At 41.5% G+C, this 24,496-nt stretch carries 13 protein-coding genes, 3 rRNA genes and 1 other annotated feature; of the genes, 1 reads left to right on the top strand and 15 read right to left on the bottom strand.

The annotated features are described in order from the left end of the window. Nucleotides 1–1,136: 1,136 nt before the first annotated feature. The 8 genes from opp4C to guaB form a co-directional block, all read right to left on the bottom strand. On the bottom strand, nucleotides 1,137–2,027 hold the full coding sequence (opp4C, locus tag BK581_RS13360) for an oligopeptide ABC transporter permease (RefSeq protein WP_078578630.1): 891 nt from the start codon (nucleotides 2,025–2,027) through the stop codon (nucleotides 1,137–1,139). Nucleotides 2,028–2,037: 10 nt separating this feature from the next. Beyond that, nucleotides 2,038–3,003, bottom strand: a complete 966-nt coding sequence (opp4B, locus tag BK581_RS13365) for an oligopeptide ABC transporter permease (RefSeq protein WP_078578631.1) — start codon at nucleotides 3,001–3,003, stop codon at nucleotides 2,038–2,040. A 24-nt stretch (nucleotides 3,004–3,027) separates the two neighbouring features. Beyond that, a complete protein-coding gene (gene opp4A, locus BK581_RS13370) occupies nucleotides 3,028–4,743 on the bottom strand; it encodes an oligopeptide ABC transporter substrate-binding protein (protein ID WP_169837705.1) in 1,716 nt (571 codons plus the stop codon). A 1,228-nt stretch (nucleotides 4,744–5,971) separates the two neighbouring features. After that, nucleotides 5,972–7,249 (bottom strand): serine--tRNA ligase, encoded by a 1,278-nt coding sequence (gene serS / locus BK581_RS13375; protein ID WP_078578633.1) that lies wholly within the window; start codon nucleotides 7,247–7,249, stop codon nucleotides 5,972–5,974. A gap of 193 nt (nucleotides 7,250–7,442) precedes the next feature. Further along, nucleotides 7,443–7,692 (bottom strand) — a binding site (T-box leader). A gap of 45 nt (nucleotides 7,693–7,737) precedes the next feature. Beyond that, nucleotides 7,738–8,325: a pyridoxal 5'-phosphate synthase glutaminase subunit PdxT gene (pdxT, locus tag BK581_RS13380; RefSeq protein ID WP_078579942.1), complete on the bottom strand. Its 588-nt coding sequence runs from the start codon at nucleotides 8,323–8,325 to the stop codon at nucleotides 7,738–7,740. Between the two features lie 36 nt (nucleotides 8,326–8,361). After that, a complete protein-coding gene (gene pdxS, locus BK581_RS13385; RefSeq protein WP_078578634.1) occupies nucleotides 8,362–9,249 on the bottom strand; it encodes a pyridoxal 5'-phosphate synthase lyase subunit PdxS in 888 nt (295 codons plus the stop codon). 125 nt (nucleotides 9,250–9,374) lie between these two features. Further along, the gene (locus BK581_RS13390) at nucleotides 9,375–10,775 is read right to left on the bottom strand and encodes a D-alanyl-D-alanine carboxypeptidase family protein (RefSeq protein WP_245829043.1); all 1,401 of its coding nucleotides are present in this window, start codon (nucleotides 10,773–10,775) and stop codon (nucleotides 9,375–9,377) included. A 159-nt stretch (nucleotides 10,776–10,934) separates the two neighbouring features. Then, nucleotides 10,935–12,392 (bottom strand): IMP dehydrogenase, encoded by a 1,458-nt coding sequence (gene guaB / locus BK581_RS13395; RefSeq protein ID WP_078578635.1) that lies wholly within the window; start codon nucleotides 12,390–12,392, stop codon nucleotides 10,935–10,937. Between the two features lie 141 nt (nucleotides 12,393–12,533). Here guaB and BK581_RS13400 point away from each other — a divergent pair, with 141 nt between their 5' ends. Then, complete coding sequence (locus BK581_RS13400) at nucleotides 12,534–13,481, top strand: YaaC family protein (RefSeq protein ID WP_078578636.1); 948 nt, start codon at nucleotides 12,534–12,536, stop codon at nucleotides 13,479–13,481. 608 nt (nucleotides 13,482–14,089) lie between these two features. Here the strand turns inward: BK581_RS13400 and rrf are convergent. The 7 genes from rrf to BK581_RS13435 all read right to left on the bottom strand — a co-directional run bounded on the left by rrf (nucleotide 14,090) and on the right by BK581_RS13435 (nucleotide 23,998). Next, a 5S ribosomal RNA gene (gene rrf / locus BK581_RS13405) occupies nucleotides 14,090–14,206 on the bottom strand. Nucleotides 14,207–14,288: 82 nt separating this feature from the next. Continuing rightward, a 23S ribosomal RNA gene (locus BK581_RS13410) occupies nucleotides 14,289–17,227 on the bottom strand. Between the two features lie 411 nt (nucleotides 17,228–17,638). Continuing rightward, nucleotides 17,639–19,205 (bottom strand): 16S ribosomal RNA (locus tag BK581_RS13415). The 16S, 23S and 5S rRNA genes sit together here, the layout of an rRNA operon. Nucleotides 19,206–19,718: 513 nt before the next feature. Continuing rightward, nucleotides 19,719–20,852: an HD-GYP domain-containing protein gene (locus tag BK581_RS13420; protein ID WP_078578637.1), complete on the bottom strand. Its 1,134-nt coding sequence runs from the start codon at nucleotides 20,850–20,852 to the stop codon at nucleotides 19,719–19,721. A 135-nt stretch (nucleotides 20,853–20,987) separates the two neighbouring features. Continuing rightward, entirely contained in the window at nucleotides 20,988–21,947 is a 960-nt protein-coding gene (locus tag BK581_RS13425; protein ID WP_245829046.1) for an ArsA family ATPase, read from the bottom strand. 41 nt (nucleotides 21,948–21,988) lie between these two features. Beyond that, the gene (locus BK581_RS13430; RefSeq protein WP_078578638.1) at nucleotides 21,989–22,240 is read right to left on the bottom strand and encodes a cory-CC-star protein; all 252 of its coding nucleotides are present in this window, start codon (nucleotides 22,238–22,240) and stop codon (nucleotides 21,989–21,991) included. A gap of 15 nt (nucleotides 22,241–22,255) precedes the next feature. Continuing rightward, nucleotides 22,256–23,998 carry a carbon starvation CstA family protein gene (locus BK581_RS13435; RefSeq protein ID WP_078579945.1) on the bottom strand — a complete coding sequence of 581 codons (1,743 nt, stop codon included), beginning with the start codon at nucleotides 23,996–23,998 and terminating at the stop codon, nucleotides 22,256–22,258. Nucleotides 23,999–24,496 lie beyond the last annotated feature (498 nt).

The following is a 24,496-nucleotide window of genomic DNA, read 5'->3' on the forward strand; positions in this document are numbered from 1 at the left end:
CATTGTATAAAGGCCCCCGCACACATTTACGTGATCCACGTCACATTAAGTTTGACTAAAAAGTGACTTTATTTATTAAAACTTTGAGTGAGTACTAATAAACTCTCCCTATGACTTGAAAAATGAGAAGTTTAATTAATTTGAGGGCTGAGCTGAACATTTAATTTCTACTTTAATAGGGTTGTATAAATGTTATTTGAAATTAAGAACTAAAACATACAAACAAATACAATAATCTGATACATACTGGGGTTTGAATCGCCCAAACTTTTAAATGCTAAAAAGTTGGTGCTTAATCTACTTGAGAAGTAATTCGATGGCTTTTATTTCATGAGATGCGTTCTTATAGCTTGGGGGAGAAGGTTAAGAACCGGTCTGAGAAATAGACGGAAAAAAATCTCTTAAATAGTAATGAGCCATGACAACAACTTAAATAGACGGAGAGATTCCGCTAATGACCGGGAAAATCTTAGAAATGGGTCGTTTTGCTTTGCATAACCGGAAAAACTCCCCCTATATTTCCCAAAATGGGCTCTTTCCTGCATTTAACCGAAAAATATCCGCTTATTTTACTTTCGCTAATGACTCGATTATTGAGAGACTTCTTATCTAAAGGTAAAGAGGTGAACAGGTTATAAAAAAGGGCATAATGGCAAGCCTGTCCTATTAGGATTTCACTTGTCTTTTTGTCACTAATGTAATTTAGTTTTAATGTTTCTTAAAGTCAGGTGGTCCCACCTTTAACCTGTTATTCCTTTTTGACTGACTTATTTATGCAATACTAGTACTTCTACTTGAATGAATCCCTTAATTTATAATAGACGTGAAAATCCTAATTAGTGTGACCTTCACTTCAAACTGTAATTAATCCTCAGAGGCATCGCCGTCTTACGTTTCGATCTCTTATTACATCCATAAAATTTATTGTATATTATTAAAACACCAGTCTGAATTTACTCCTTAGTGAACAATACAAAAAAGATGAAGGTAATGGGCCTCCATCTTCAAGCAATCTCTTATATTTTTAGCTGAATTTTAAAGTTCTTACCATGAATTTCTTCCTCAAAAATTCTAAGTAACCTTTTCCGTAAAAGCAACATTTTAGCTAAGGATTGCTATGACATAGAAATTGCAGGCTAACGGGTGAACCTAGGATTAAAGGCATCTTTAATGGCTTCACCGATAAAATGAATGGCAAGAATAGTGAATGTAATAGCTAAGCCAGGCGGTACCCACACCCACCACATAGCCCGAATGACATGAGGTTGGCGAGCTTCTTGCATCATATTCCCCCAACTTGGCGTCCCATGAGGCACTCCAAATCCTAAAAAGCTGAGAGCGGTTTCTGCAACAATCATAGCGGCTAAAAGTAGCGAAGCTTGAACAATAATTGTCGTCATGATATTTGGTAATATATGTTTCCTGATAACTCTATGTGGTCCACATCCAATTGAAATCGCAGCCATCACATACTCATTTTCTTTCTCTGACATCGTTTTACTACGAATAATCCTTGCAGCTCCCGTCCAAGAAAGACCACTTAATACTAAAATGAGAGACCATATACCTGCATCACGTACAATAGACGCTAAAACAATCACAAAAACTAAAAATGGAAAGTTCATCATAAAATCTGTGAACCTCATTAGGATAGCATCAACCCATCCACCATAATAACCAGATATGGAACCGATTATCGTCGCAATGGTCATAACTATTAGCGTACAAATAAGTCCAATCGTCAGTGAAGTTCTTGCTCCATAAAGAAGCATCGTCCACACATCTCGCCCAGCATTATCTGTACCTAACAAATAATCACCACCCGGAGGGAGATTCCGATTGCTAATATCAACACGAGTAGGGTCAGTTGGAGCGATCACAGGGGCTAAGTAGGCTAAAACCAACACTACAAGAAGAAAAAGAAGACTAATGACTGCCAATTTATTACGAAGCAATTTCCGCCAAGCTATCTTCCAAGGTGATGGGCCTATTGATTGTATTTTACTTTTACCATGGGTAGCTGTCATGGGCCTCCCCCTATTTCAACCTTATTCGTGGATCAATTATGCTATATAGAAGATCAGCGAGCAAATTCCCTACTAGTGTAGCAAGTGATAGCATAAGAGTAATAGCTACTACAACAGAGGAATCTCGTCTCTCAATAGACGTAATAAGAAGTTCTCCAATACCACGGAACGAAAAGACAGTCTCTATAATGACAGCCCCACCGATGATACTGGCAATATCAAATCCAAAAAGCGTCACTATTGGAATAAGTGAATTTCTTAAAATATGTTTATAGTAAATATTCTGTTCAGAAATTCCCTTTGCCCTCGCTGTAAGTACATACTCTTTTTGTGCATTATCAATAATGTCATTTCGTAAAAATTGAGTATAGCTGGCTGTCGTTACCCCTCCTAATACGAGTGCAGGAAGGGCAACATGATGGAGACGACTTAAATAATAAGACATCGTCCCTTCCTCTACGCCTGCTCCTACACTACCTGTAGTAGGAAACCATCCAAGCTGAAAGGAAAAAATAAAAATAGCAAACATAGCAGCAACAAAGCTCGGAATAGCCAACATCACATAATTTATCCCTTGAATACCATAATCACCAATCGTATGAGGGTGTCTTCCTGCATAGCTCCCCATCAAAAAAGAAAGTATATACGTAATTATCAGCGATAAGACGGCCAACAACAAGGTATTTGGCAACCGCTGTCCAATCACGTCGGTTACATCCATTCGATGAACATGTGATCGACCGAAATCCCCTTTTACTACACCTGATAGCCACCGCCCATATTGAACAGGTATCGGGTCATTCAATCCAAGTTCTTCCCGCATCCCTTCAATATAATCAGCATTTTGATTAGCCGGGTCAATTTGACCAGAAAGAGCATCCCCCGGCATCATTAAGGCCAAACCGAATACAACGATAGAGATCATCAACATGATTGGGATCATGATAAGGACTCGTTTTAAAATATAGAGTAACATGACAATTCCCCTTATTTCAGTGACTTACTGTCGTTTGTACCAAAGGTGAGCATCCGTAACAGCATCTGCAAGATCAGGGGTTACACCACCTGTACTATGTGACATACCATAAATATTCACTGGGGAACTTAACGGTATAATAGGCAATTCCTCGTTCACGAGTTGATGCCATTCTTGATAGACCTCACGCCGATATTCATCATCAAAAGCCTCCATACTAAGTCCTTTTTCTATTAATTTATCAGATTCTTTATTTACCCAACGCGTATAATTCCATAAATCATCTGATTTCCAGAGACCAGTAGGATCTGGGTCAGACGTAAGACTCCAAGCACCTAAAAATAAATCTATATCAGGGTCATCTCCTTGTACTAAATCATAAAAAAGGTTGTAATCATACAATTGACCATCATGCAATTGGGCATTAATTCCTACATCTTGTAAGTTTTGAATAATATATTGTGCTCTTGGTTCAGCAATGTTAGAAGGGCTATCCATAACCGTCAAATTCACCGTAAATTCTTCTCCCTCTGGTGTTTCAACAAATCCATCACCCGTTATATCATCATAGCCAGCTTCCTTTAGTAACGCCATCGCTTGCTCAGGATCATACTCGTATTGGTTCAACATGCCTTCGTCAGGGTAAGCCCAGCTGATAACAGACTCTGGCGCATTAATCACTGTCCCATATCCTTCACTGAACGAATCGATCATACCTTGTCGATCAAGTGCATAGGCAAACGCTTGCCGTAATTGTTTACTTTGGAATTTTTCATTATCCATCACGTTTTGCCTTTTCTCTACATCCCAATGCCCTAGTTTAAACCCTAAATATGCGTAAGATAAAGCCTCAACTTCTTCAAGTATCACACGTTCGTCATCTTTAAGGGTAACAGCTTGAGAAGCTTCTAACTTTATAATATCTATCTCCCCTTGCGTTAAAAGCTCAGCTGCTTGGGCGCCATCTACAATACGATAATTAACGCCATCAAGATTTGGTTTGCCCTTCCAGTAATCATCAAACGCTTCAAATTCAATAAGCTCGCCAGGAATGATTTGTGTCACCCTATATGCTCCTAGCCCAACTGGTTTTTGTCTTATTTCATCAGCATCCTCAAGTTCACCTACCTCCAAATGCTCCAAATACGCTTTTGGCATCGGATATGGCCAAAGTTGCTCAATAGCATTTGGGTATGCTTCATTAAATGTGACTTCAAGGGTATACTCATCGATAATATTAACCCCACTTAAAGAATCTGCCTCACCTGTATGATAATCGTTGAAGCCTTGAATGATATTGACATTAGAGACACGTGGACCGGTATAATCTGCATGAGCCATCACTTCCCAAGCAAATTCAAAATCCTCAGCGGTAAGCTTTTCTCCATTATGCCACTTCACATTCTCTTCAATAAAAAAAGTCACTGTTTTCTTATCATCTGACCATTCCCACTTTTTAGCTAAATTTGGTTCTGGTCGCAAGTCTTCACCCGTTTTAAATAAGCTGTCTGGACTAAAGATATTTAGAGCAATACTATCATTAAAATTTTCATAATGTGCCCAATCTAACACACCGGAAAAAGATGATGTCTCCCCATATGTTAAAATACCACCTTTGGGTTCTTCCCCTTTTTCTATACTATTAGCTGAATTTATATCATTAGTGTCCCCTGAGTTGCCTTCACATGCTGTTAAACTAAAGACTGTTAAAAGTACACATATAACAATTATTTTTTTCATCGTTGTCATTCCTCCTAAATAAGTGAGCTGACCATAACAGCATTATTTATAAAGCAAACACGAGACGGTGTGGTGTTCCATCATTTCTATTAATTCAGGCTTCTTAGCACAACATTCTGCCACCGCTTCAGGGCATCCTTCAACTTGGTATTTCACCTGATAGATTATTTCGTTTACGTTTCTGCTTGGGGATAGCAGAATTAGAACCTTAGTAGACAGAGGCATCGGTGTATTAAAAAGCCTGTCTACATTCGCCTTCTCCGCAATTGTCCAGCATACAGAGAACCCGCTCTGCTATTTCCGCTACAACTCCAAGAATGCGCAATTAACCTAGATCTGCCTATAATTTTTGTTTGTACTGTTACATCCAAAGGAGTCGTTGGTTCATTCCAATTATATAACTTAGGCTGACAAGAGCGCTCTCTGAAGTGGCCCACCAGAAAGTTAATGAGGATATTACTTGATAATCTGTTTCGGCCTAGCAATTCCAACTTGTTTTAGTAGAAATATATTTTTACGGCGAATTGCCCTCCTAAGACATCTGTGCATATAAACAAGTACTTCACTCAATTAAAAAAATAGTAAGAACAGAATTGAATGCTGGCATTGGCTTCTGAAAAATCATACTTAATTACATTTCCACGGAGACGATTCATATCCTCCTCACTTAACAGGATAAGGTTTGTCCCATTATAGTAAATCTCTACCTTTGTTGAGAGTGACAATAACACTAACCTGATTCACCTACGGCACAGAAGTTTAATGACACCTCTTTAACCGTATAATACTTGCCGCCCTCAATATAAAACCCCTTGTGTAAATTTTTTATATCAAGAAGTTCCTCACGATGGCTTAAACACTCCCCTCTCCTACGTCGCTGCAATCAAGGATTGTTTGGCTATCTTTTCAATTACTTTTCCAAATATTCCCCATCTGACATCAGTTAAAACTATTTAAATATAAAATGTTTAAGCTCATTTATCAGTATAAGTTCCGTTAAAAACACGCTACCTATCTTGATATTTGTTAGTTGATTACATCCTTTATCATTAACTTTTCAAAACTTTCACTAATAAATTATACACGCTTTCACATTTTTTTGGGATATTTTTATGAAAATTTATACATAAATCATCCTTCTTTAAGATAGCAATAATGGTATTTATTATTTTCAGAACATATTATAAAAAACTCACCCTTTCGAAAAAGAAAAGGGTGAGCCCTATTATTATTTTTTAATTATATTTTTTCCACCCATATAAGGGACTAAGACGTCAGGAATATGCACTGTACCATCTTCTTGTTGGTAATTCTCTAAAATGGCTGCTACAGTTCGCCCTATTGCGAGTCCAGAACCATTCAACGTATGAACATATTCAGCTTTAGCCGTTTTGTCCCGTTTAAAACGAATATTAGCACGCCTTGCTTGGAAGGCTTCAAAATTACTACAAGAAGAGATTTCACGATAGGTGCCATTACTTGGCATCCAAACTTCAATATCATACTTTTTAGCAGCGGTAAAACCAAGATCGCCGGTACACATGTTTAGTACACGATACGGTAACTTTAATAATTGAAGAACTTTCTCCGCCTGAGACGTTAATAGCTCCAGTTGCTCATAAGAGTCTTCCGGTTTAACAAAGCGAACAAGTTCTACTTTATTGAACTGATGCTGACGAATAAGGCCACGAGTATCACGGCCTGCTGAGCCGGCTTCAGAGCGGAAGCAAGCACTGAAAGCTGCATACGCTTTAGGAAGTTCATTAACATCCATTATTTCGTCCCTATGCATATTTGTTACAGGTACTTCGGCTGTTGGAATAAGGAAGTAGTCCTCTTCTCGAATTTTAAAAGCATCCTCTTCAAATTTAGGTAATTGCCCTGTTCCTGTCATGCTGTCACGATTAACCATGTAAGGTGGCAGAACTTCTGTATACCCATGTTCATCCTCATGTAAATCCATCATAAAGTTAATAAGTGCCCTCTCTAAACGTGCTCCAGCTCCTTTATAGAAGGCAAAACGACTACCTGTCACTTTAGCTGCTCGTTCAAAATCAACAATGTTCAATTCTTTGGCAATATCCCAATGAGCTTCTTCATCAAAAGAGAAAGAAGGGATCTCTCCCCATTCACGTACGACCGTATTGTCATCCTCATCTGCCCCTACTGGCGTACTCTCGTGAGGGATATTTGGTAGAGTTAACAATAAATGAGTGAGCTCCTCATCTAATTGCCGTTGCTCTTCATCCAACTTTTTAATCTCAGTTGATACTTTTTGCATCTCTTCAATAACATGACTGGCATCTTTCTTTTCCCGTTTCATTTGAGATATTTCCTGGGAAACGGTATTTCTCCGACTTTTTAATTCTTCAACATGCTGAATAACACGACGGCGTTTTTCATCCAGTTCTCCGAAAGTATCTAATGCTGTAATGTCCTCGTTACGTTGAGCAAGCTTTTCTTTCACCTCATTGAAATGGTTTCTTAATAATTTTACATCTAACATAATAATGGACCTCCTTTTTATTGTATGACACTCTGAGAAAGTTAACGGTAAAAATAAACCTTAGCATCACCTTATAAGACGTTATGTCCTTTATGGATTTTCTCAATCGTTAAAACAAGAAGAACTAGCATTATTTTGGGTTCATACTATGACACTTTCTTCTAAATAATAAAAAACCCCCATCCCTGAATAAATCAGGGACGAGAGTTAACCCGCGTTGCCACCCTGGTTAAAGCAGATTATACCTGCTTCCACCTTGTCCTCTCTAACGGTCGAGAGCCCGCACCAGCCTAAAGATATTAAACGTGTGAACATCACGCCTATTATACGTTCAGCTAGTGTGCTCGAGGATGGATTCACGGAGCATTGACACCGGCTTTCAGCAGATACCGGTTCTCTGAAGACAATGTTCTTCCGTTACTAATTCCTGTCGTCACATTTACTTATAAGTTTAGTAATTATAGCATAACCGATTGTCACGATTAAAATCAAGTATGGATCTGGTGATAGTTACGGACCATCTGTACAAAATGCTGATGCATCCGATTATCCTCTGTTAATTCAGGATGAAAAGAACAAGCCATGAATGGGCCTTGCTTAGCAGCCACGATATCACCATCAAATGTGGCAAGTACATCTACTTCTGGACCAACGCGTGTAATAATAGGCGCACGAATAAAGATCGCTTCCACATCCTCACCCACCTGCTCCATTTTTAATGAAGCTTCAAAGCTTTCGCGTTGTCGGCCAAATGCATTTCGCTCTACCGTCATATTCATTACCGATAAATGGGGCTCTGTTTGACCTACAATTTCAGTAGCCATAAGGATAGCACCTGCACATGTGCCAAAAATCGGTTTCTCCATTTTAGCAAATGCTTGTAGGGGTTCATAAAAACCATATAAATTAATGAGCCTCCGCATCGTCGTACTTTCTCCACCAGGAAAAACAAGCCCATCAATCATATCAAGCTGTTCTTTTTTCTTCACAATTGTAATGGTTACGTCAGAGGCATGTAACGCTTTTACATGCTCTCTAACTGCCCCTTGAAGGGCTAGGACACCGATGTTAATCATGGTGGCACACACCTCTTTCATTTTCCTCCTGGGTCTTTACCAACCACGGTCCTGCATCCGGTCTTTCTTTTCAATGGCCGAAATTTCAATCCCCTTCATAGCGGGACCTAACCCTTTTGATAATTCAGCAATTAAGGCATAATCATCGTAATGTGTGGTAGCTTCAACAATGGCTTTAGCAAATTTCGGTGGGTTCTCAGATTTAAAGATCCCTGATCCAACAAAGACACCATCAGATCCAAGCTGCATCATCAGTGCAGCATCAGCCGGAGTAGCCACACCCCCAGCAGCAAAGTTAACGACAGGTAAACGACCATTACGCTTAATGTCTAGTAAGATTTCATAAGGGGCACCTAAATTCTTTGCTTCAGTCATTAACTCATCTTCTGACATGCCAATAACTTTGTTAACTTGAGCTTGCATAAGACGTTGATGACGAACCGCTTCAACAATATTACCTGTCCCAGGTTCACCTTTCGTTCTAATCATAGAAGCTCCTTCACCGATTCGACGGGCAGCTTCTCCTAAATCACGAGCGCCACATACAAAAGGTACCGTATAATCTCGCTTATTTAGATGAAAGACTTCATCAGCAGGTGTTAATACTTCACTCTCATCAATATAATCTACACCTAGTGCTTCAAGAAGACGAGCTTCTACAATATGACCGATACGCGCTTTAGCCATGACTGGAATTGAAACGGCATTTTGCACTTCTTCGACAATGAGTGGGTCAGCCATTCTTGCTACGCCACCAGCTGCTCGAATATCTGAAGGCACACGCTCAAGTGCCATGACCGCTACCGCTCCAGCTTCTTCAGCAATTTTAGCCTGTTCAGCGTTCACCACGTCCATGATGACACCGCCTTTTTGCATTTCTGCCATACCTCGTTTTACACGATCAGTCCCTACTTGTCTATCCATGAGGATCCCCCTTTAGATTAGTAATTTATTATCTGCTTAAATTACATACCTTCTATTATAACTAAAAATCCGATAAAATTAATAGGGTTTTATTTATTATAGTCAGAAAAGTATAAACGTTTAACTTAGAACCAGCCACGCACAGTATCAGCGACAGTGGACCATAAACCAGCAAAAAAGTTACCAATTCCTTGTAACATAAGTGAAAACCAGCCTGCACGCTCCACATTTTCGGTTGTCACCACGTCTACAGAAGTGCTACCTTCTTCTCCTGGCAAGTACGCTTCATCACTTTCACCATTATAGGTTACAACAAGTTGTCCAACTACTGTCCCTTCTTCAATAGGTGCTTCAAGTTTTCCAGAGGCGGTAAAAAGACTTTCATCGACTTCAAATGAATAGGAGTAAGCTTCTAGATCCTCCTCCTGAATTACCATTGTGATAGCCTCACTAGATGCTATCGCGACATCATCCTCTTTCCCTTTGGCAACTGGGACTGTTTCATGGCCTTCCAGCGTCATGTCTGCTGGAAATAGTTCGTGTGCAGAAAAATTATTGAAGCCCCATGACATAAGTCGTTCAGTCTCATTAAATCGTTCTACTTCGGACTGAGCCCCCATCACGACACTGACAAATCGCTGACCATCACGCTCTCCTGTTCCAGTAAAAGTAAAACCAGCTGCATTTGTATGACCTGTTTTTAGACCATCAATATACTCATTATCTAATTCCGTTAATTGTGTACCTTCAAGCATCCAGTTCCAATTCTGCATTGTCACAGCATCTTCTGTGCCATCACGGAAAATCTTTTCTGGAATACTGGCTGTTTCAAGGACTTCAGGATAATCATTAACTAAGTGATAAGCAAGAACTGCGGCCGCTTTAGCGGACATGTAATTATCTTCATTTTCCCCAGTACCTTCGGGATGATTCCCATTTAACAGATGATTTGGTAATCCAGTTGAATTAACAAATTGAAAATCACCTAATCCTTCGTCTGCTACATCATCTATATTTCCAATACCATATTCTTCTCCTGCGTCACGAAGTGTCGTCCCCATACCAATTTCTTTTCCTGTTTCATTCATGCGTTCTACAAAGGCACCTTCAGACCCTTCGATGAGCTCTGCCAGAGCCATTGTTGCACCATTTGCAGAATATATCGCTACAGCTTCATATAATTCTCTTACAGTATATTCTTCATCGATTCTCATCGGTACATTCGATAAACCGCGATCATGGGACAATCCTGCTAAATATTCACTGACAGGGACAATATCATCCCAAGCAATTTCCCCATTATTAATCGCTTCTAAAATAATGTACTCACTCATCATTTTTGTCATACTCGCTGGCGGTAAAGCCTGATCTGCATTTTGTTGATACAAAATCTTTCCGCTACCTGCATCTACAAGTATGACTGTGTCAACACCTGCATCATAAGAGGCATCGGCTGTTCCAGCAACTGTAAACATACTGGATATCGTAACTAATACAATTAACAACAAAAAACTTAATTTTCTCACCACTTTTTCCACCTCTTCTTACGATCTAATATCTATATAAATCACCTTACCGTGATGGCTTTTAATCTGTTTATCGCAATAGTGAACAAACGTCATTTTACCATATTCCTCACTAAAAAAATAGATAGGGGAGACCCCTATCTATTAGTTTATTTCAACTTACCCTGAATAGTTTGGTGATTCTTTTGTAATTTGTACATCATGTGGGTGACTTTCACGAAGTCCTGCGTTTGTAATTTTAATAAAATGAGTATTTTCTTGTAGAGCTGTAATTGTCGCCGTTCCACAATATCCCATGCCTGCTCGCAATCCCCCTACAAGTTGGTGAATAGTATCGGCTAATGGTCCTTTATATGGTGTACGTCCTTCTATTCCTTCAGGAACAAGCTTTTGCTCATTCTCTTGGAAATATCTATCTTTACTTCCTTTTTCCATAGCCCCTAGTGAGCCCATTCCCCGATAAACTTTAAACTGCCTACCTTGGAAAATTTCTGTCTCACCTGGACTTTCAGCAACACCAGCAAGCAAGCTTCCTAGCATGACTGCGTGGCCACCAGCAGCTAATGCTTTTGTTATTTCGCCAGAATACTTAATGCCACCATCTGCTATAATAGGTACCCCATGTTTACGAGCTTCACTTGCACAATCATATACAGCGGTTACTTGTGGGACACCGATTCCTGCTACTACACGAGTCGTACAGATGGAGCCTGGGCCAATCCCTACTTTCACAATATTAGCGCCAGCTTCAATTAGGTCTCTTGTGGCTTCAGCTGTCGCCACATTTCCAGCTACAATATCAAGATCTGGATAGGCATTTCTGACACTTCTAACTTTATCAATGACACCTTGTGAATGACCATGAGCTGTATCAATAACTAAAACATCAATTCCTGCTTCCACAAGTGCTTTAATACGAGCATCTGAATCCCCACCTACTCCTACAGCAGCACCTACTATTAACCGTCCCTGTTGATCTTTAGCTGAATTAGGAAATTCAATTGCTTTTTCGATATCTTTAATTGTAATAAGTCCTTTTAACTTACCTTCATCATCCACTAATGGAAGTTTTTCGATGCGATGCTTTTGCAATACCTTCTGTGCTTCTTCAAGAGTCGTACCCACAGAAGCAGTGACAAGGCCTTCGCTGGTCATGACATCTTTAATAGGAATAGAGTAATCTTCAATAAATCTGAGATCACGATTGGTAATAATACCAACTAATTTCTCATTTTCATCCGCAATAGGTACACCAGAAATACGATACTTACCCATTAAATGCTCAGCATCAAATACTTGGTGGTCTTCTGTTAAATGGAAAGGGTTCGTAATAACACCACTCTCAGATCGCTTTACCCGATCAACTTGCTCAGCTTGCTCCTCAATAGACATATTTTTATGAACAATGCCTAGTCCACCTTCACGTGCCATAGCAATAGCCATTCCTGCTTCCGTCACTGTATCCATTCCAGCGCTAATCACTGGAATGTTTAATTGAAGCTTATCCGACAACTTTGTTTTAACCGATACATCCCTAGGCAAAACTTCTGATTTAGCTGGTGTTAGCAACACATCATCAAACGTTAAACCTTCTTTCTCAAATTTTTTCTCCCACATGCCTTCATTCCCCTTTCACAAATTGGCCAAAATATTATTAGTAGATTAACAATAGGATAAACTACTGTCAAGACAAGGATTATAGTTTAAAGATTCAGTCTTTTATACAACCGACAACAATGACTCAAAAAGGAGCTATTTATGGTCAAACAACCACCCTTTACGACATTATTTCAATCTGCAGATTTTGCAAAAAACTACCTAACTAATCACTATAAAGCCTATTTTACCCATCCTGAAGAAAAAGCATATAAATGCTGTTACTCATTCGTTTATTACATCGATCTCGGCTCTCATTATTTTGATCAAGGTAAACGTGCTCCCCTTTCCATTAAACCGGTCCTTCTATTTTATGGCCTATCTAATTGGTTAAAAGCAGCGTTATTAACCATTGATCCTGATTATCCAGCCACAACTCAAGTATTAGCTCATGGTCTATCAGCAAGAAAGCGGAAAAAGCAGGGCTATGAATTCCTTTCAGATGAAGTTAGGTACCAAAAAGAAGGACTATTTCCTTATTTATCATCAAAGTTGTTTAATATAAAGCAAGTAACCGGTGAAAAAATAAAAATGCGCCACTTGCTATTCAACATTCCAGAAATGCAGACGATTTTATTTTCACTATTTAATGAAACTGGGCTTGTACCATTAAATGTGATGACTGCTCCAGACAATTACTTACTTAAAAAGGCATGCCTAAATTTTAAAGATCATGAGTTCCAAAGATGGCTTCGTCTCGTAAACGATTTATCTGATCCAAACATAATTGTTCAAAATAAAGAGGAAAGTATTCATTTTAGAATACAACCTGAGACTTTATCACAATTGTGTCTTATTCGAGCAAGTATGAGCGGCATAGTATATATCCCTCGTTATCCAGAAGAGATACCACGTACACCTGAATTACTCGTTCATTATATGCTGCTCTATCAGCTAAGTATGATTTGCCGTTATGAGACAGAATGGTGGGGAGACCTTATTTATTCTTTCTCCTCTAATGACCTCCCAGTAATTACAAAGTGGTTAGAAGTCTCCCAATCCAAAAGTCCTTGGCTCATTAATCAATTCTTTTTCCCTAAAAAGGAGTAGAGTAACGATTTACTTTACTTCAAGTAATGCTTACATTTATTTTTAAACCCTCACTTAAAAAAATTTCTATATGTCGTTTATCATCTTATCTCTGAATAACTAACCCTATCTCAAATGTTATTTTTTATTAAAAAAAATAACATTTGAGGTGCCACTTATTGAAAATGAGGCTTGGATTAGAAAAAAATAGAATGACTTCAGCTATACTCAAAAAAACAAATTACTATTTCTTTACTTAAGTTAATGGCATTTAAAAAACGGCCCTCTCTCCATTAGCGTTCCTATTAAAAATATTTACTTAATTATGGTTTAATGAATTTTGTACGGTCCCTTTTTATCACAGATAAACGTCCGTAAAACGCCAATCTCAAAATAGAGAGCAGAGATGACTTCCCAAGGGGGAGGCCTCCAACTTTCTTCGGCGCTCTGAGGGATTGGCTGAATGGCGCATCTCTTCGTCACCTACATTCGTCCAGTGCTCATGCCCATAGGGCACTCCGCGCTTCCCTCTCTTGCTTCCTTGACTTGCTTGTCCTTCCAATCCCTCGTTTCAGCGCATCCATTCCTATACATACAAAAAAGACACTCTCATAAGAGTGTCCTCAGTCGCTCAGCGACGTCCTACTTTCACAGGGGGAGAGCCCCCAACTATCATCGGCGCTGGAGAGCTTAACTACCGTGTTCGGCATGGGAACGGGTGTGACCTCTCCGCGATTGTCACTGAACATATCAAGGTCTTATCGACCTTTCAAAACTGGATAACGGGACTGATAGGACATCATGTCTTAGAGAAAAGACGACTTGCTTTTGGTTAAGCCCTCGATCGATTAGTATCTCTCAGCTCCACATGTTGCCATGCGTCCACCCGAGACCTATCAACCTCATCTTCTCTGAGGGATCTTACTCACATAAAGTGATGGGAAATCTCATCTTGAGGGGGGCTTCATGCTTAGATGCTTTCAGCACTTATCCCTGCCACACGTAGCTACCCAGCCATGCTCCTGGCGGAACAACTGGTACACCAGCGGTGTGTCCATCCCGGTCCTCTCGTACTAAGGACAGCTCCTCTCAAATTTCCTGCGCCCGCGACGGATAGGGACCGAACTGTCTCACGACGTTCTGAACCCAGCTCGCGTGCCGCTTTAATGGGCGAACAGCCCAACCCTTGGGACCTACTTCAGCCCCAGGATGCGACGAGCCGACATCGAGGTGCCAAACCTCCCCGTCGATGTGGACTCTTGGGGGAGATTAGCCTGTTATCCCCAGGGTAGCTTTTATCCGTTGAGCGACGGCCCTTCCATACGGTGCCGCCGGATCACTAAGCCCGACTTTCGTCCCTGCTCGACTTGTAGGTCTCGCAGTCAAGCTCCCTTATGCCTTTGCACTCTACGAATGATTTCCAACCATTCTGAGGGAACCTTTGGGCGCCTCCGTTACCTTTTAGGAGGCGACCGCCCCAGTCAAACTGCCCACCTGACACTGTCCCTGAACCGGATCACGGTTCGAGGTTAGAATTCCAGTACAGCCAGGGTAGTATCCCACCAATGCCTCCACCGAAGCTGGCGCTCCGGCTTCCAAGGCTCCTACCTATCCTGTACAAGCTGTACCAAAATCCAATATCAAGCTACAGTAAAGCTCCATGGGGTCTTTCCGTCCTGTCGCGGGTAACCTGCATCTTCACAGGTAATATAATTTCACCGGGTCTCTCGTTGAGACAGTGCCCAAATCGTTGCACCTTTCGTGCGGGTCGGAACTTACCCGACAAGGAATTTCGCTACCTTAGGACCGTTATAGTTACGGCCGCCGTTTACTGGGGCTTCAATTCAGAGCTTCTCCCGTAAGGGATAACCCCTCCTCTTAACCTTCCAGCACCGGGCAGGTGTCAGCCCCTATACTTCGCCTTGCGGCTTCGCAGAGACCTGTGTTTTTGATAAACAGTCGTTTGGGCCTGTTCACTGCGGCTCTCGCAGGCTATTCACCCGCAAGAGCACTCCTTCTCCCGAAGTTACGGAGTCATTTTGCCGAGTTCCTTAACGAGAGTTCTCCCGCGCGTCTTAGAATTCTCTTCCCGCCTACCTGTGTCGGTTTGCGGTACGGGCACCAGTTTCCTCGCTAGAGGCTTTTCTTGGCAGTGTAGGATCGGGAACTTCGCTACTTTAGTTCACTCGCGGTCACAGCTCAACCTTACGACAAGCGGATTTGCCTACTTGTCAGTCTCACTGCTTCGACGCACACATCCAACGGTGCGCTTACCCTACCTTCCTGCGTCCCCCCTTCACTCAAATGGAAACGTGGTGGTACAGGAATATCAACCTGTTTGCCATCGCCTACGCCTTTCGGCCTCGGCTTAGGTCCCGACTGACCCTGAGCGGACGAGCCTTCCTCAGGAAACCTTAGGCTTTCGACGGAGGGGATTCTCACCCCTCTTTTCGCTACTCATACCGGCATTCTCACTTCCAAGCGCTCCACATGTCCTTACGATCATGCTTCTACGCCCTTGGAACGCTCCCCTACCACAGCCACCTGACGGTGGCCATCCATAGCTTCGGTGATACGTTTAGCCCCGGTACATTTTCGGCGCAGAGTCACTCGACCAGTGAGCTATTACGCACTCTTTAAATGGTGGCTGCTTCTAAGCCAACATCCTGGTTGTCTAAGCAACTCCACATCCTTTTCCACTTAACGTATACTTGGGGACCTTAGCTGATGGTCTGGGCTGTTTCCCTCTTGACTACGGATCTTAGCACTCGCAGTCTGACTCCCGAGGATAAGTGATTGGCATTCGGAGTTTGACTGAATTCGGTAATCCTGTGGGGACCCCTAGTCCAATCAGTGCTCTACCTCCAACACTCTTCCCTCGAGGCTAGCCCTAAAGCTATTTCGGGGAGAACCAGCTATTTCCGAGTTCGATTGGCATTTCACCCCTACCCACACCTCATCCCCGCACTTTTCAACGTGCGTGGGTTCGGGCCTCCATCCAGTGTTACCTGGACTTCACCCTGGACATGGGTAGATCACCCGGTTTCGGGTCTACAACCACGTACTTTGGCGCCCTATTCAGACTCGCTTTCGCTGCGGCTCCGTCTCTTCAACTTAACCTTGCACGGGATCGTAACTCGCCGGTTCATTCTACAAAAGGCACGCTGTCACCCATTAACGGGCTCCAACTACTTGTAGGCACACGGTTTCAAGATCTATTTCACTCCCCTCCCGGGGTGCTTTTCACCTTTCCCTCACGGTACTGGTTCACTATCGGTCACTAGGAAGTATTTAGCCTTGGGAGATGGTCCTCCCTGCTTCCGACGGGGTTTCACGTGTCCCGCCGTACTCAGGATACACTCCGGAGGAGTGACCGTTTCGGCTACAGGGCTTTTACCTTGTCCCGCGGACCTTTCCAGGTCGCTTCACCTACGATCACTCTTTGTAACTCCGTATGGAGTGTCCTACAACCCCAGAAGGCAAGCCTTCTGGTTTGGGCTGATTCCGTTTCGCTCGCCGCTACTCAGGAAATCGCATTTGCTTTCTCTTCCTCTGGGTACTAAGATGTTTCAGTTCCCCAGGTCTGCCTTCTCACACCCTATGGATTCAGGTGTGGATACCGCCTCATTACAGGCGGTGGGTTCCCCCATTCGGATATCTCCGGATCAACGCTTACTTACAGCTCCCCGAAGCATTTCGGTGTTCGTCCCGTCCTTCATCGGCTCCTAGTGCCAAGGCATTCACCGTGCGCCCTTTCTAGCTTAACCTCTTAAACCGCAGATCATCGGCAGAGCTCGTCGTCAGCTGCGTTCGCTCACCATCCTCACGTACCTCAGTACGTTCCGGTGTTGCGCTCACTTGCTTCCTCGATCTCTTTGATGCTCTTTGTTTAAACACACTTCTGGCTTATCACCAGGTGGCTTAAACCCTTTCCTTTATTAAAAAGGCGGTTTTAGGCGTCTTAATGGCCTTTTTCTAAGACACTCGGTTCTCTCATCGTTTGATTAAATCAAGCGATTGTGAACCGGTGATGTCATTTATCAGTCTTTCGTTATCCAGTTTTCAAAGGTCGATTCTTACCCAACGGGTAAGTTTTTCTATCTGAGAGTTTAACCTCTCAAAACTAAACAAAATAGCCAAAGCAAAGTTTTAATAAGCTGAGCTTAATAGCTCCTTAGAAAGGAGGTGATCCATCCCCACCTTCCGGTAGGGATACCTTGTTACGACTTCACCCCAATCATCTGTCCCACCTTCGGCGGCTGGCTCCAAAAGGTTACCGCACCGACTTCGGGTGTTACAAACTCTCGTGGTGTGACGGGCGGTGTGTACAAGGCCCGGGAACGTATTCACCGCGGCATGCTGATCCGCGATTACTAGCAATTCCGGCTTCATGCAGGCGAGTTGCAGCCTGCAATCCGAACTGAGAATGGCTTTATGGGATTCGCTTAACCTCGCGGTCTCGCTGCCCTTTGTACCATCCATTGTAGCACGTGTGTAGCCCAGGTCATAAGGGGCATGATGATTTGACGTCATCCCCACCTTCCTCCGGTTTATCACCGGCAGTCACCTTAGAGTGCCCAACTGAATGCTGGCAACTAAGATCAAGGGTTGCGCTCGTTGCGGGACTTAACCCAACATCTCACGACACGAGCTGACGACAACCATGCACCACCTGTCACTCTGTCCCCCGAAGGGGAACGCTCTGTCTCCAGAGGTGTCAGAGGATGTCAAGACCTGGTAAGGTTCTTCGCGTTGCTTCGAATTAAACCACATGCTCCACTGCTTGTGCGGGCCCCCGTCAATTCCTTTGAGTTTCAGCCTTGCGGCCGTACTCCCCAGGCGGAGTGCTTAATGTGTTAACTTCGGCACTAAGGGTATCGAAACCCCTAACACCTAGCACTCATCGTTTACGGCGTGGACTACCAGGGTATCTAATCCTGTTTGCTCCCCACGCTTTCGCGCCTCAGCGTCAGTTGTAGGCCAGAAAGTCGCCTTCGCCACTGGTGTTCCTCCACATATCTACGCATTTCACCGCTACACGTGGAATTCCACTTTCCTCTCCTACACTCAAGTCCCCCAGTTTCCAATGACCCTCCACGGTTGAGCCGTGGGCTTTCACATCAGACTTAAGAGACCGCCTGCGCGCGCTTTACGCCCAATAATTCCGGACAACGCTTGCCCCCTACGTATTACCGCGGCTGCTGGCACGTAGTTAGCCGGGGCTTTCTCGTGAGGTACCGTCAAGGTGCCGACCTATTCGAACGGCACTTGTTCTTCCCTCATAACAGAACTTTACGATCCGAAAACCTTCATCGTTCACGCGGCGTTGCACCGTCAGGCTTTCGCCCATTGCGGATGATTCCCTACTGCTGCCTCCCGTAGGAGTCTGGACCGTGTCTCAGTTCCAGTGTGGCCGATCACCCTCTCAGGTCGGCTACGCATCGTCGCCTTGGTAAGCCATTACCTTACCAACTAGCTAATGCGCCGCGGGCCCATCTTGCAGTGTGAGGATAAATCCCCACTTTTACATTCGGATCATGCGATCCAAATGATCATCCGGTATTAGCCCCGGTTTCCCGGAGTTATCCCAGTCTACAAGGTAGGTTGCCCACGTGTTACTCACCCGTCCGCCGCTCATTCCACCGGCTTCACCCCGAAGGGATCCGCCGGCTTCCTGCGCTCGACTTGCATGTATTAGGCACGCCGCCAGCGTTCGTCCTGAGCCAGGATCAAACTCTCCGATAGAGTTCGATGTCTCTGACATCATGTCCAAACTTTCGTCTGGCGTTGTTGAATGTTTCCACTCAACGCTTTGTTTCTTTGACGGGATATTTTCATATCCCACTTTGCTTGGCTTTTTGTTTAGTTTTCAAAGGTCAACTACACTCTTTTCTTTCATAAAAAATGAGTGCGCTTTCTCTGTTGTTGCGACTTATATATCATATCAAAATCTACTCCTTATGTCAACACTGTGAGAGTGTGATTTTCACCAGAATTAATTTTGATTTGTTTTTTCAGCAACGTTTAATAATATACCACAAAAAAATATAGTAATGCAACTCTTTTTTTAAAATAAATCATTCTTTCTATATTTATATACACCTTCCATATTTAAATTAAACTAACTATTTAAGTGCCTTCATAATCCATATTGTATGGAAGGATTTATTTAATGGTGCATGTCACGATTATTTTAATATGGGAATGTTTATTGATCAAAAGAAAAAAGAAGGGATATACCCCTTCTTCCAAGAATTATTACACATTAATTTCTTCTTCTCTATGGAAGTCCAATAATTCTTCCTCGATAACAATCTCTGGGTGCTTCAATAAATCGAGTAATATTTCTCCTTCATCAATTAGTTTAAGTATTGGACGTGTCGGATGCTGGTAATTTTGATAAAGGACTTCTCCGATCATCCCGTTATTCAAACGGACTTTTCTTCCAATAGATAAATCTACAGTCATTTGAATAAGGTGGTTTAGTAAAGAGTGATCTAATTTGCCGAATTGGTCCACTTTCAATGAATCAATCACTTTATAAGGGGACTGTTTAGACCGATAATATCTTTCAGAAGTCATGGCATGGAATACATCAGCAATAGCAATCACTTTTGCATATTTGTGAAGCTTACTTCCCTTTTCTTTTAGAGGGTAACCACTTCCGTCCTCTCTTTCATGATGTTGTAGAATTCCAACTAACGCATTTTTAGTAAGCCCTTGGGTATCTTCTAACATGCGATAACCAATGATTGGATGCTTCTTTACCTCTTCATACTGTTCAGAAGTTAAAGTGCTTTTTCTCTCAAATGCGTTAAATGGTAACTTTGCCATACCACAATCTGCTAACAGTCCTGCAATCCCTAATTGAATCACTTCTCCGTTTTTCAATCCTAATCGTTTACCCAATAAAGCACTAAAAACACTGACTGCAACTGAATGAAAATAAATATAATCTTGCTTTGTACTATAGTGATGGAGTTGCATTAAATCACTTTTAGTGGGGGACTGTTCATATAACGGTAGGAAAACGTTCCTCACAGCAAAAGCATCAACTTTTACGCCACCTTTCCAATCATTAAACAACCTTTTAAACTGTTGGACAGCTCGTAAATAATAGTCAATAAAAGTATCTTCTTTTTCAGGAATGTCTTGTTTTAAATCTGACTCTTTTTCCTCTAACTCTAAACTAATCCCTTCTCCAGGCTTAAAAACCTCACCATTTACAAGGATAGGCTCTACCTTTACCCGTTCAATTAAAAATACAACTAGCATTCGTAAATGCTCTTCCGTTAGAACGGTTTTCTTCCGTAGCAATGGTGTATTCGATCGTTTATAAACATCTTCAGCTAAAATGCATCCAGGGATAAGATTTTGTGTTTTCACATTCATTATTAATGCCCGCCCTTCGTCCATGTTACTTCTATATTGAAAGTAAACTAGGAAAAAAGTCAACTATTTTACCAAAAAATTCATTACAAACATCTTAATTACAAACAAAAAGGCCTAATTCAATACCTGTAAATCCTATTTTAAATTCTTATCGTCACTGAGATAATGTGCGACCTGTGCCAAATGACCCACATGTGTAATATCTTCTTTTAAAAGCGGTATACACAATGTCGGTATGCCGCTAAATACCGTTTCAATCTCCTTTAAGTAAATATGTTGTTGTCTTTTTTGCGCTTTGAAAAAAACTCCTTCAACTTCTTCTGGAAGAATTTTATTAATGATAAGAGCGCTTACAGGGAAGTCATGACGTTTTAAGGTTGTAACAGCGCGAAATGTTTCTTGGATAGGCAATTTCTCTGGATTCACAACAAAAACAAAAGCTGTTTCTGTTTTATTTAGCAACGTATGACGTACCTTTGCAAACATCTCCTTTCGTTCTTCCAAAACACGATAAATAGGATCGTCAACAGGTTGCCCGTCAAAAATTAGCTGTGTATAGTTTTCCATTGTTTTTCCCCGACGTTCTATCATGCCATCCATCCAAGCTCCCATTAATTCAGGTAATGTTATAAGTCGGAGTGTATGACCAGTTGGTGCTGTATCAATAATAAGTAAATCATAATGTTCTTTTTCCTCAACAATTAATGTCGTTAATCGTTGAAACAGTGCTGATTCCTCAGCTCCTGGTGCTGTTTTAGCTAAGTCCAACTGTCGATTGACTTCGTCGATCAGCGTGGCTTTTACAGCATGTTTTAAATGTTGTTTCACTTGAGATATATAGCGATCTGTTTCTTTCTCAGAATCTATTTCAATCACTGATAAATTTTCAGCCACTTTTTTAGGTTTATGACTTAAACTCGTATGAAATAAATCAGCTAAATTATGAGCTGGATCTGTAGAAATTAATAGAACCTTTTTTTTATTTTTGGTTGCGGCTATTGCAAGGGAGGAAGCAGTCGTTGATTTTCCCACTCCTCCTTTTCCTCCACAAAAGATAATTTTCTTATTTAACATCATTTGCAGCACTTTATTCATTTATACCATCCCCCTTACAGTTTCACCCTTTTTATTACTAATTAACAGCAGCGAAAACCGCTAAGAGGTGATTTTTCCATTCCCATTCTTAAATGCCAATCATGAAACTTATCGAGCATATATGGATAAAGCTCTAATGTATAAAACGATACAGGGTTAGGGATACCAAGTGCTTCCGAATAAAGAAGTAGAAAAAAAAGATCATCTTCATCTCTTAATTCACGCAGTATTTCCGTGCGATGTCCTTGACGTAATATATCATCATAAAGTTGTAACCATTGCTTAATGCCCATGTTAACCCCCTTTAATTATGTTGAGAAATGATCATTATTGGTATTTTTTCGCCATAAGCCTGAAAGTGCTTCTAACAATATCCACAAAGCAAATACTAGAATAATGGCTCCAAGTAGGAATAAAAGCAGGTTCATATTTTCTCCTTCAGCTATTCCTGACCATTCCATAAAAACTTGATGAGTCATAGCCCAGACTGTCATAATCATTAAGAAAATCATTGGGATCAGAGTAAATAAGTAGTTTCTGCCTTGCCGTTTAAGCCATAGCGTGACAAGTAGCAGTGTAATCCCTGCTAATAATTGATTAGATGTCCCGAACAATGGCCAAAGAACATATCCGCCTGAACCAAAACCTTGTGGACCCTCTGGTAGAAGAACAAGAGCTGCACTTGACGTCACTGCCACCGCTGTCGCCACATGCATTTTCGTTAATGGCTTAATGTTATATTCCTGTCCTAATTCAGAAATGATATAACGCATCAACCTTACTGATGTATCTAAAGTAGTCGCTGCAAAGCTTACAACAATGATCGCCACGATCGTTGTCGCAATATCTGCTGGAAGGAAAATCCCCGTTGCAAGTACTCCTGATCCTTCAATAAAATAACCTAGGCCATTAGCATTGGCTGTATCAAATGATGAGTAAGCGCCTATAAAGTCATTCTCTGAATTAAAATAAGTGACAACGGCTAATATAGCCGCAAGAGCTAATAAACCTTCTCCGATAGCACCGAAATACCCTACAAACCGAGCGTCAGGTTCTTTGTTTAATTGTTTACTAGACGTGCCGGAAGCCACAAGACCATGAAAACCAGAAATAGCCCCACAAGCAATAGTGATGAATAACAGTGGAAACCATGGAATATCTGTACTTATATTCGAGGCAGGTGCTGTTATTGATGGGTTAGAAAATAACAGACCTAAGTATAAAATAGCTAACCCTACAACTAGCTGATGGGAATTAATATAATCTCTTGGCTGTAGAAGTTTCCATACCGGTAAAGTGGAAGCGACATATACATAAATCATTAAAATGATAATCCAAATGAAAAATGAAAAGGCAACGCCGTTTAAGCCAAATGCCACAATCGTTTCTTCTCCTCCGAAATATCTCGGCAAATCGATTTGTAAAGCAGGGATACGTGAAGAAAGGATAGCTGAAAAATACATAATGACGAGAGCACATAAAGAAGGAAGTAGCATGCCACCCCTTTTTTTATAAACGGTATAACCAATCCATATTGCTAGAGGAATTTGAATAAATACAGATAAGACTGCTGCGGGGAACTGGATAAATAAATTAGAAATAACCCAAGCAAAGACAGCGTTAACCATTAACACTAAAATAAGAATAATAAACAAGAACAGTAACTTTGCTCGTTGACCAATGATTTTACTTGCCAGCGTCCCAACAGACTGCCCTTTATGCCTAACAGAAAGAACTAAAGCACCAAAATCATGAACCCCCGCTGCAAAGACAGTTCCAAGGACAACCCATAAAAAAGCTGGAAGCCATCCCCAATACACTGCTATTGCAGGCCCTACAATGGGTGCTGCGCCAGCAACAGATGTAAAATGGTGTCCCCAAAGCACCCATTTATTTGTAGGAACGAAATCAACGCCATCTTTAAAAGCATGTGCTGGGGTTTGGTAATTTGGGTCTAGTTGATAAATTCGAGTGGATAAAAATTTCGAGTAATATTTGTAGCCGAGAAAAAAAATCAAGATACCACATACTGCTACAGCAACTGCATTCATTCTCATCTCCTCCTCGTAACAAATCGTATAGGCATGTTCATTATGCCATCCCATGAGGTAAAAATGAAAATCAATAGCAGCAGATGAGCGCCCAAAATAAAGCGCTTTCAAAACATTTCTCTTGAATGCTCATTCATTCTTATTATTTAAACTAATTAATCCTGCTCTTCGGTGGACAGTACATCCATCAAAATTAGCCTGTTCATGCCTGGAAAAATATCTTGTTTTGGACGTCCTTTTTTGTGTCCATTATGTTAAATGAGTTTTAATTTAAACCAGTTGCTTATAAAACAAACATTCAATCAGTGGGGGTTTTCATTTTTCTCCCACTGATTTGTCGTTGCGTGAATCAGGACACACCCGCCCGTTATCTCCCGGCTATACCGATTTAGCTCTCTCCTCTATTTTGAGCCAGGAAGTTTACAGAAGGTTATCTGTAATAAAAAACAAGGGCTGAATCCTTGCTCGCGGCATTCGATTGTATTTTTGACAAGCAAT

Source organism: Salipaludibacillus agaradhaerens (assembly GCF_002019735.1).
In the GTDB taxonomy this organism is placed as follows: domain Bacteria; phylum Bacillota; class Bacilli; order Bacillales; family Salisediminibacteriaceae; genus Salipaludibacillus; species Salipaludibacillus agaradhaerens.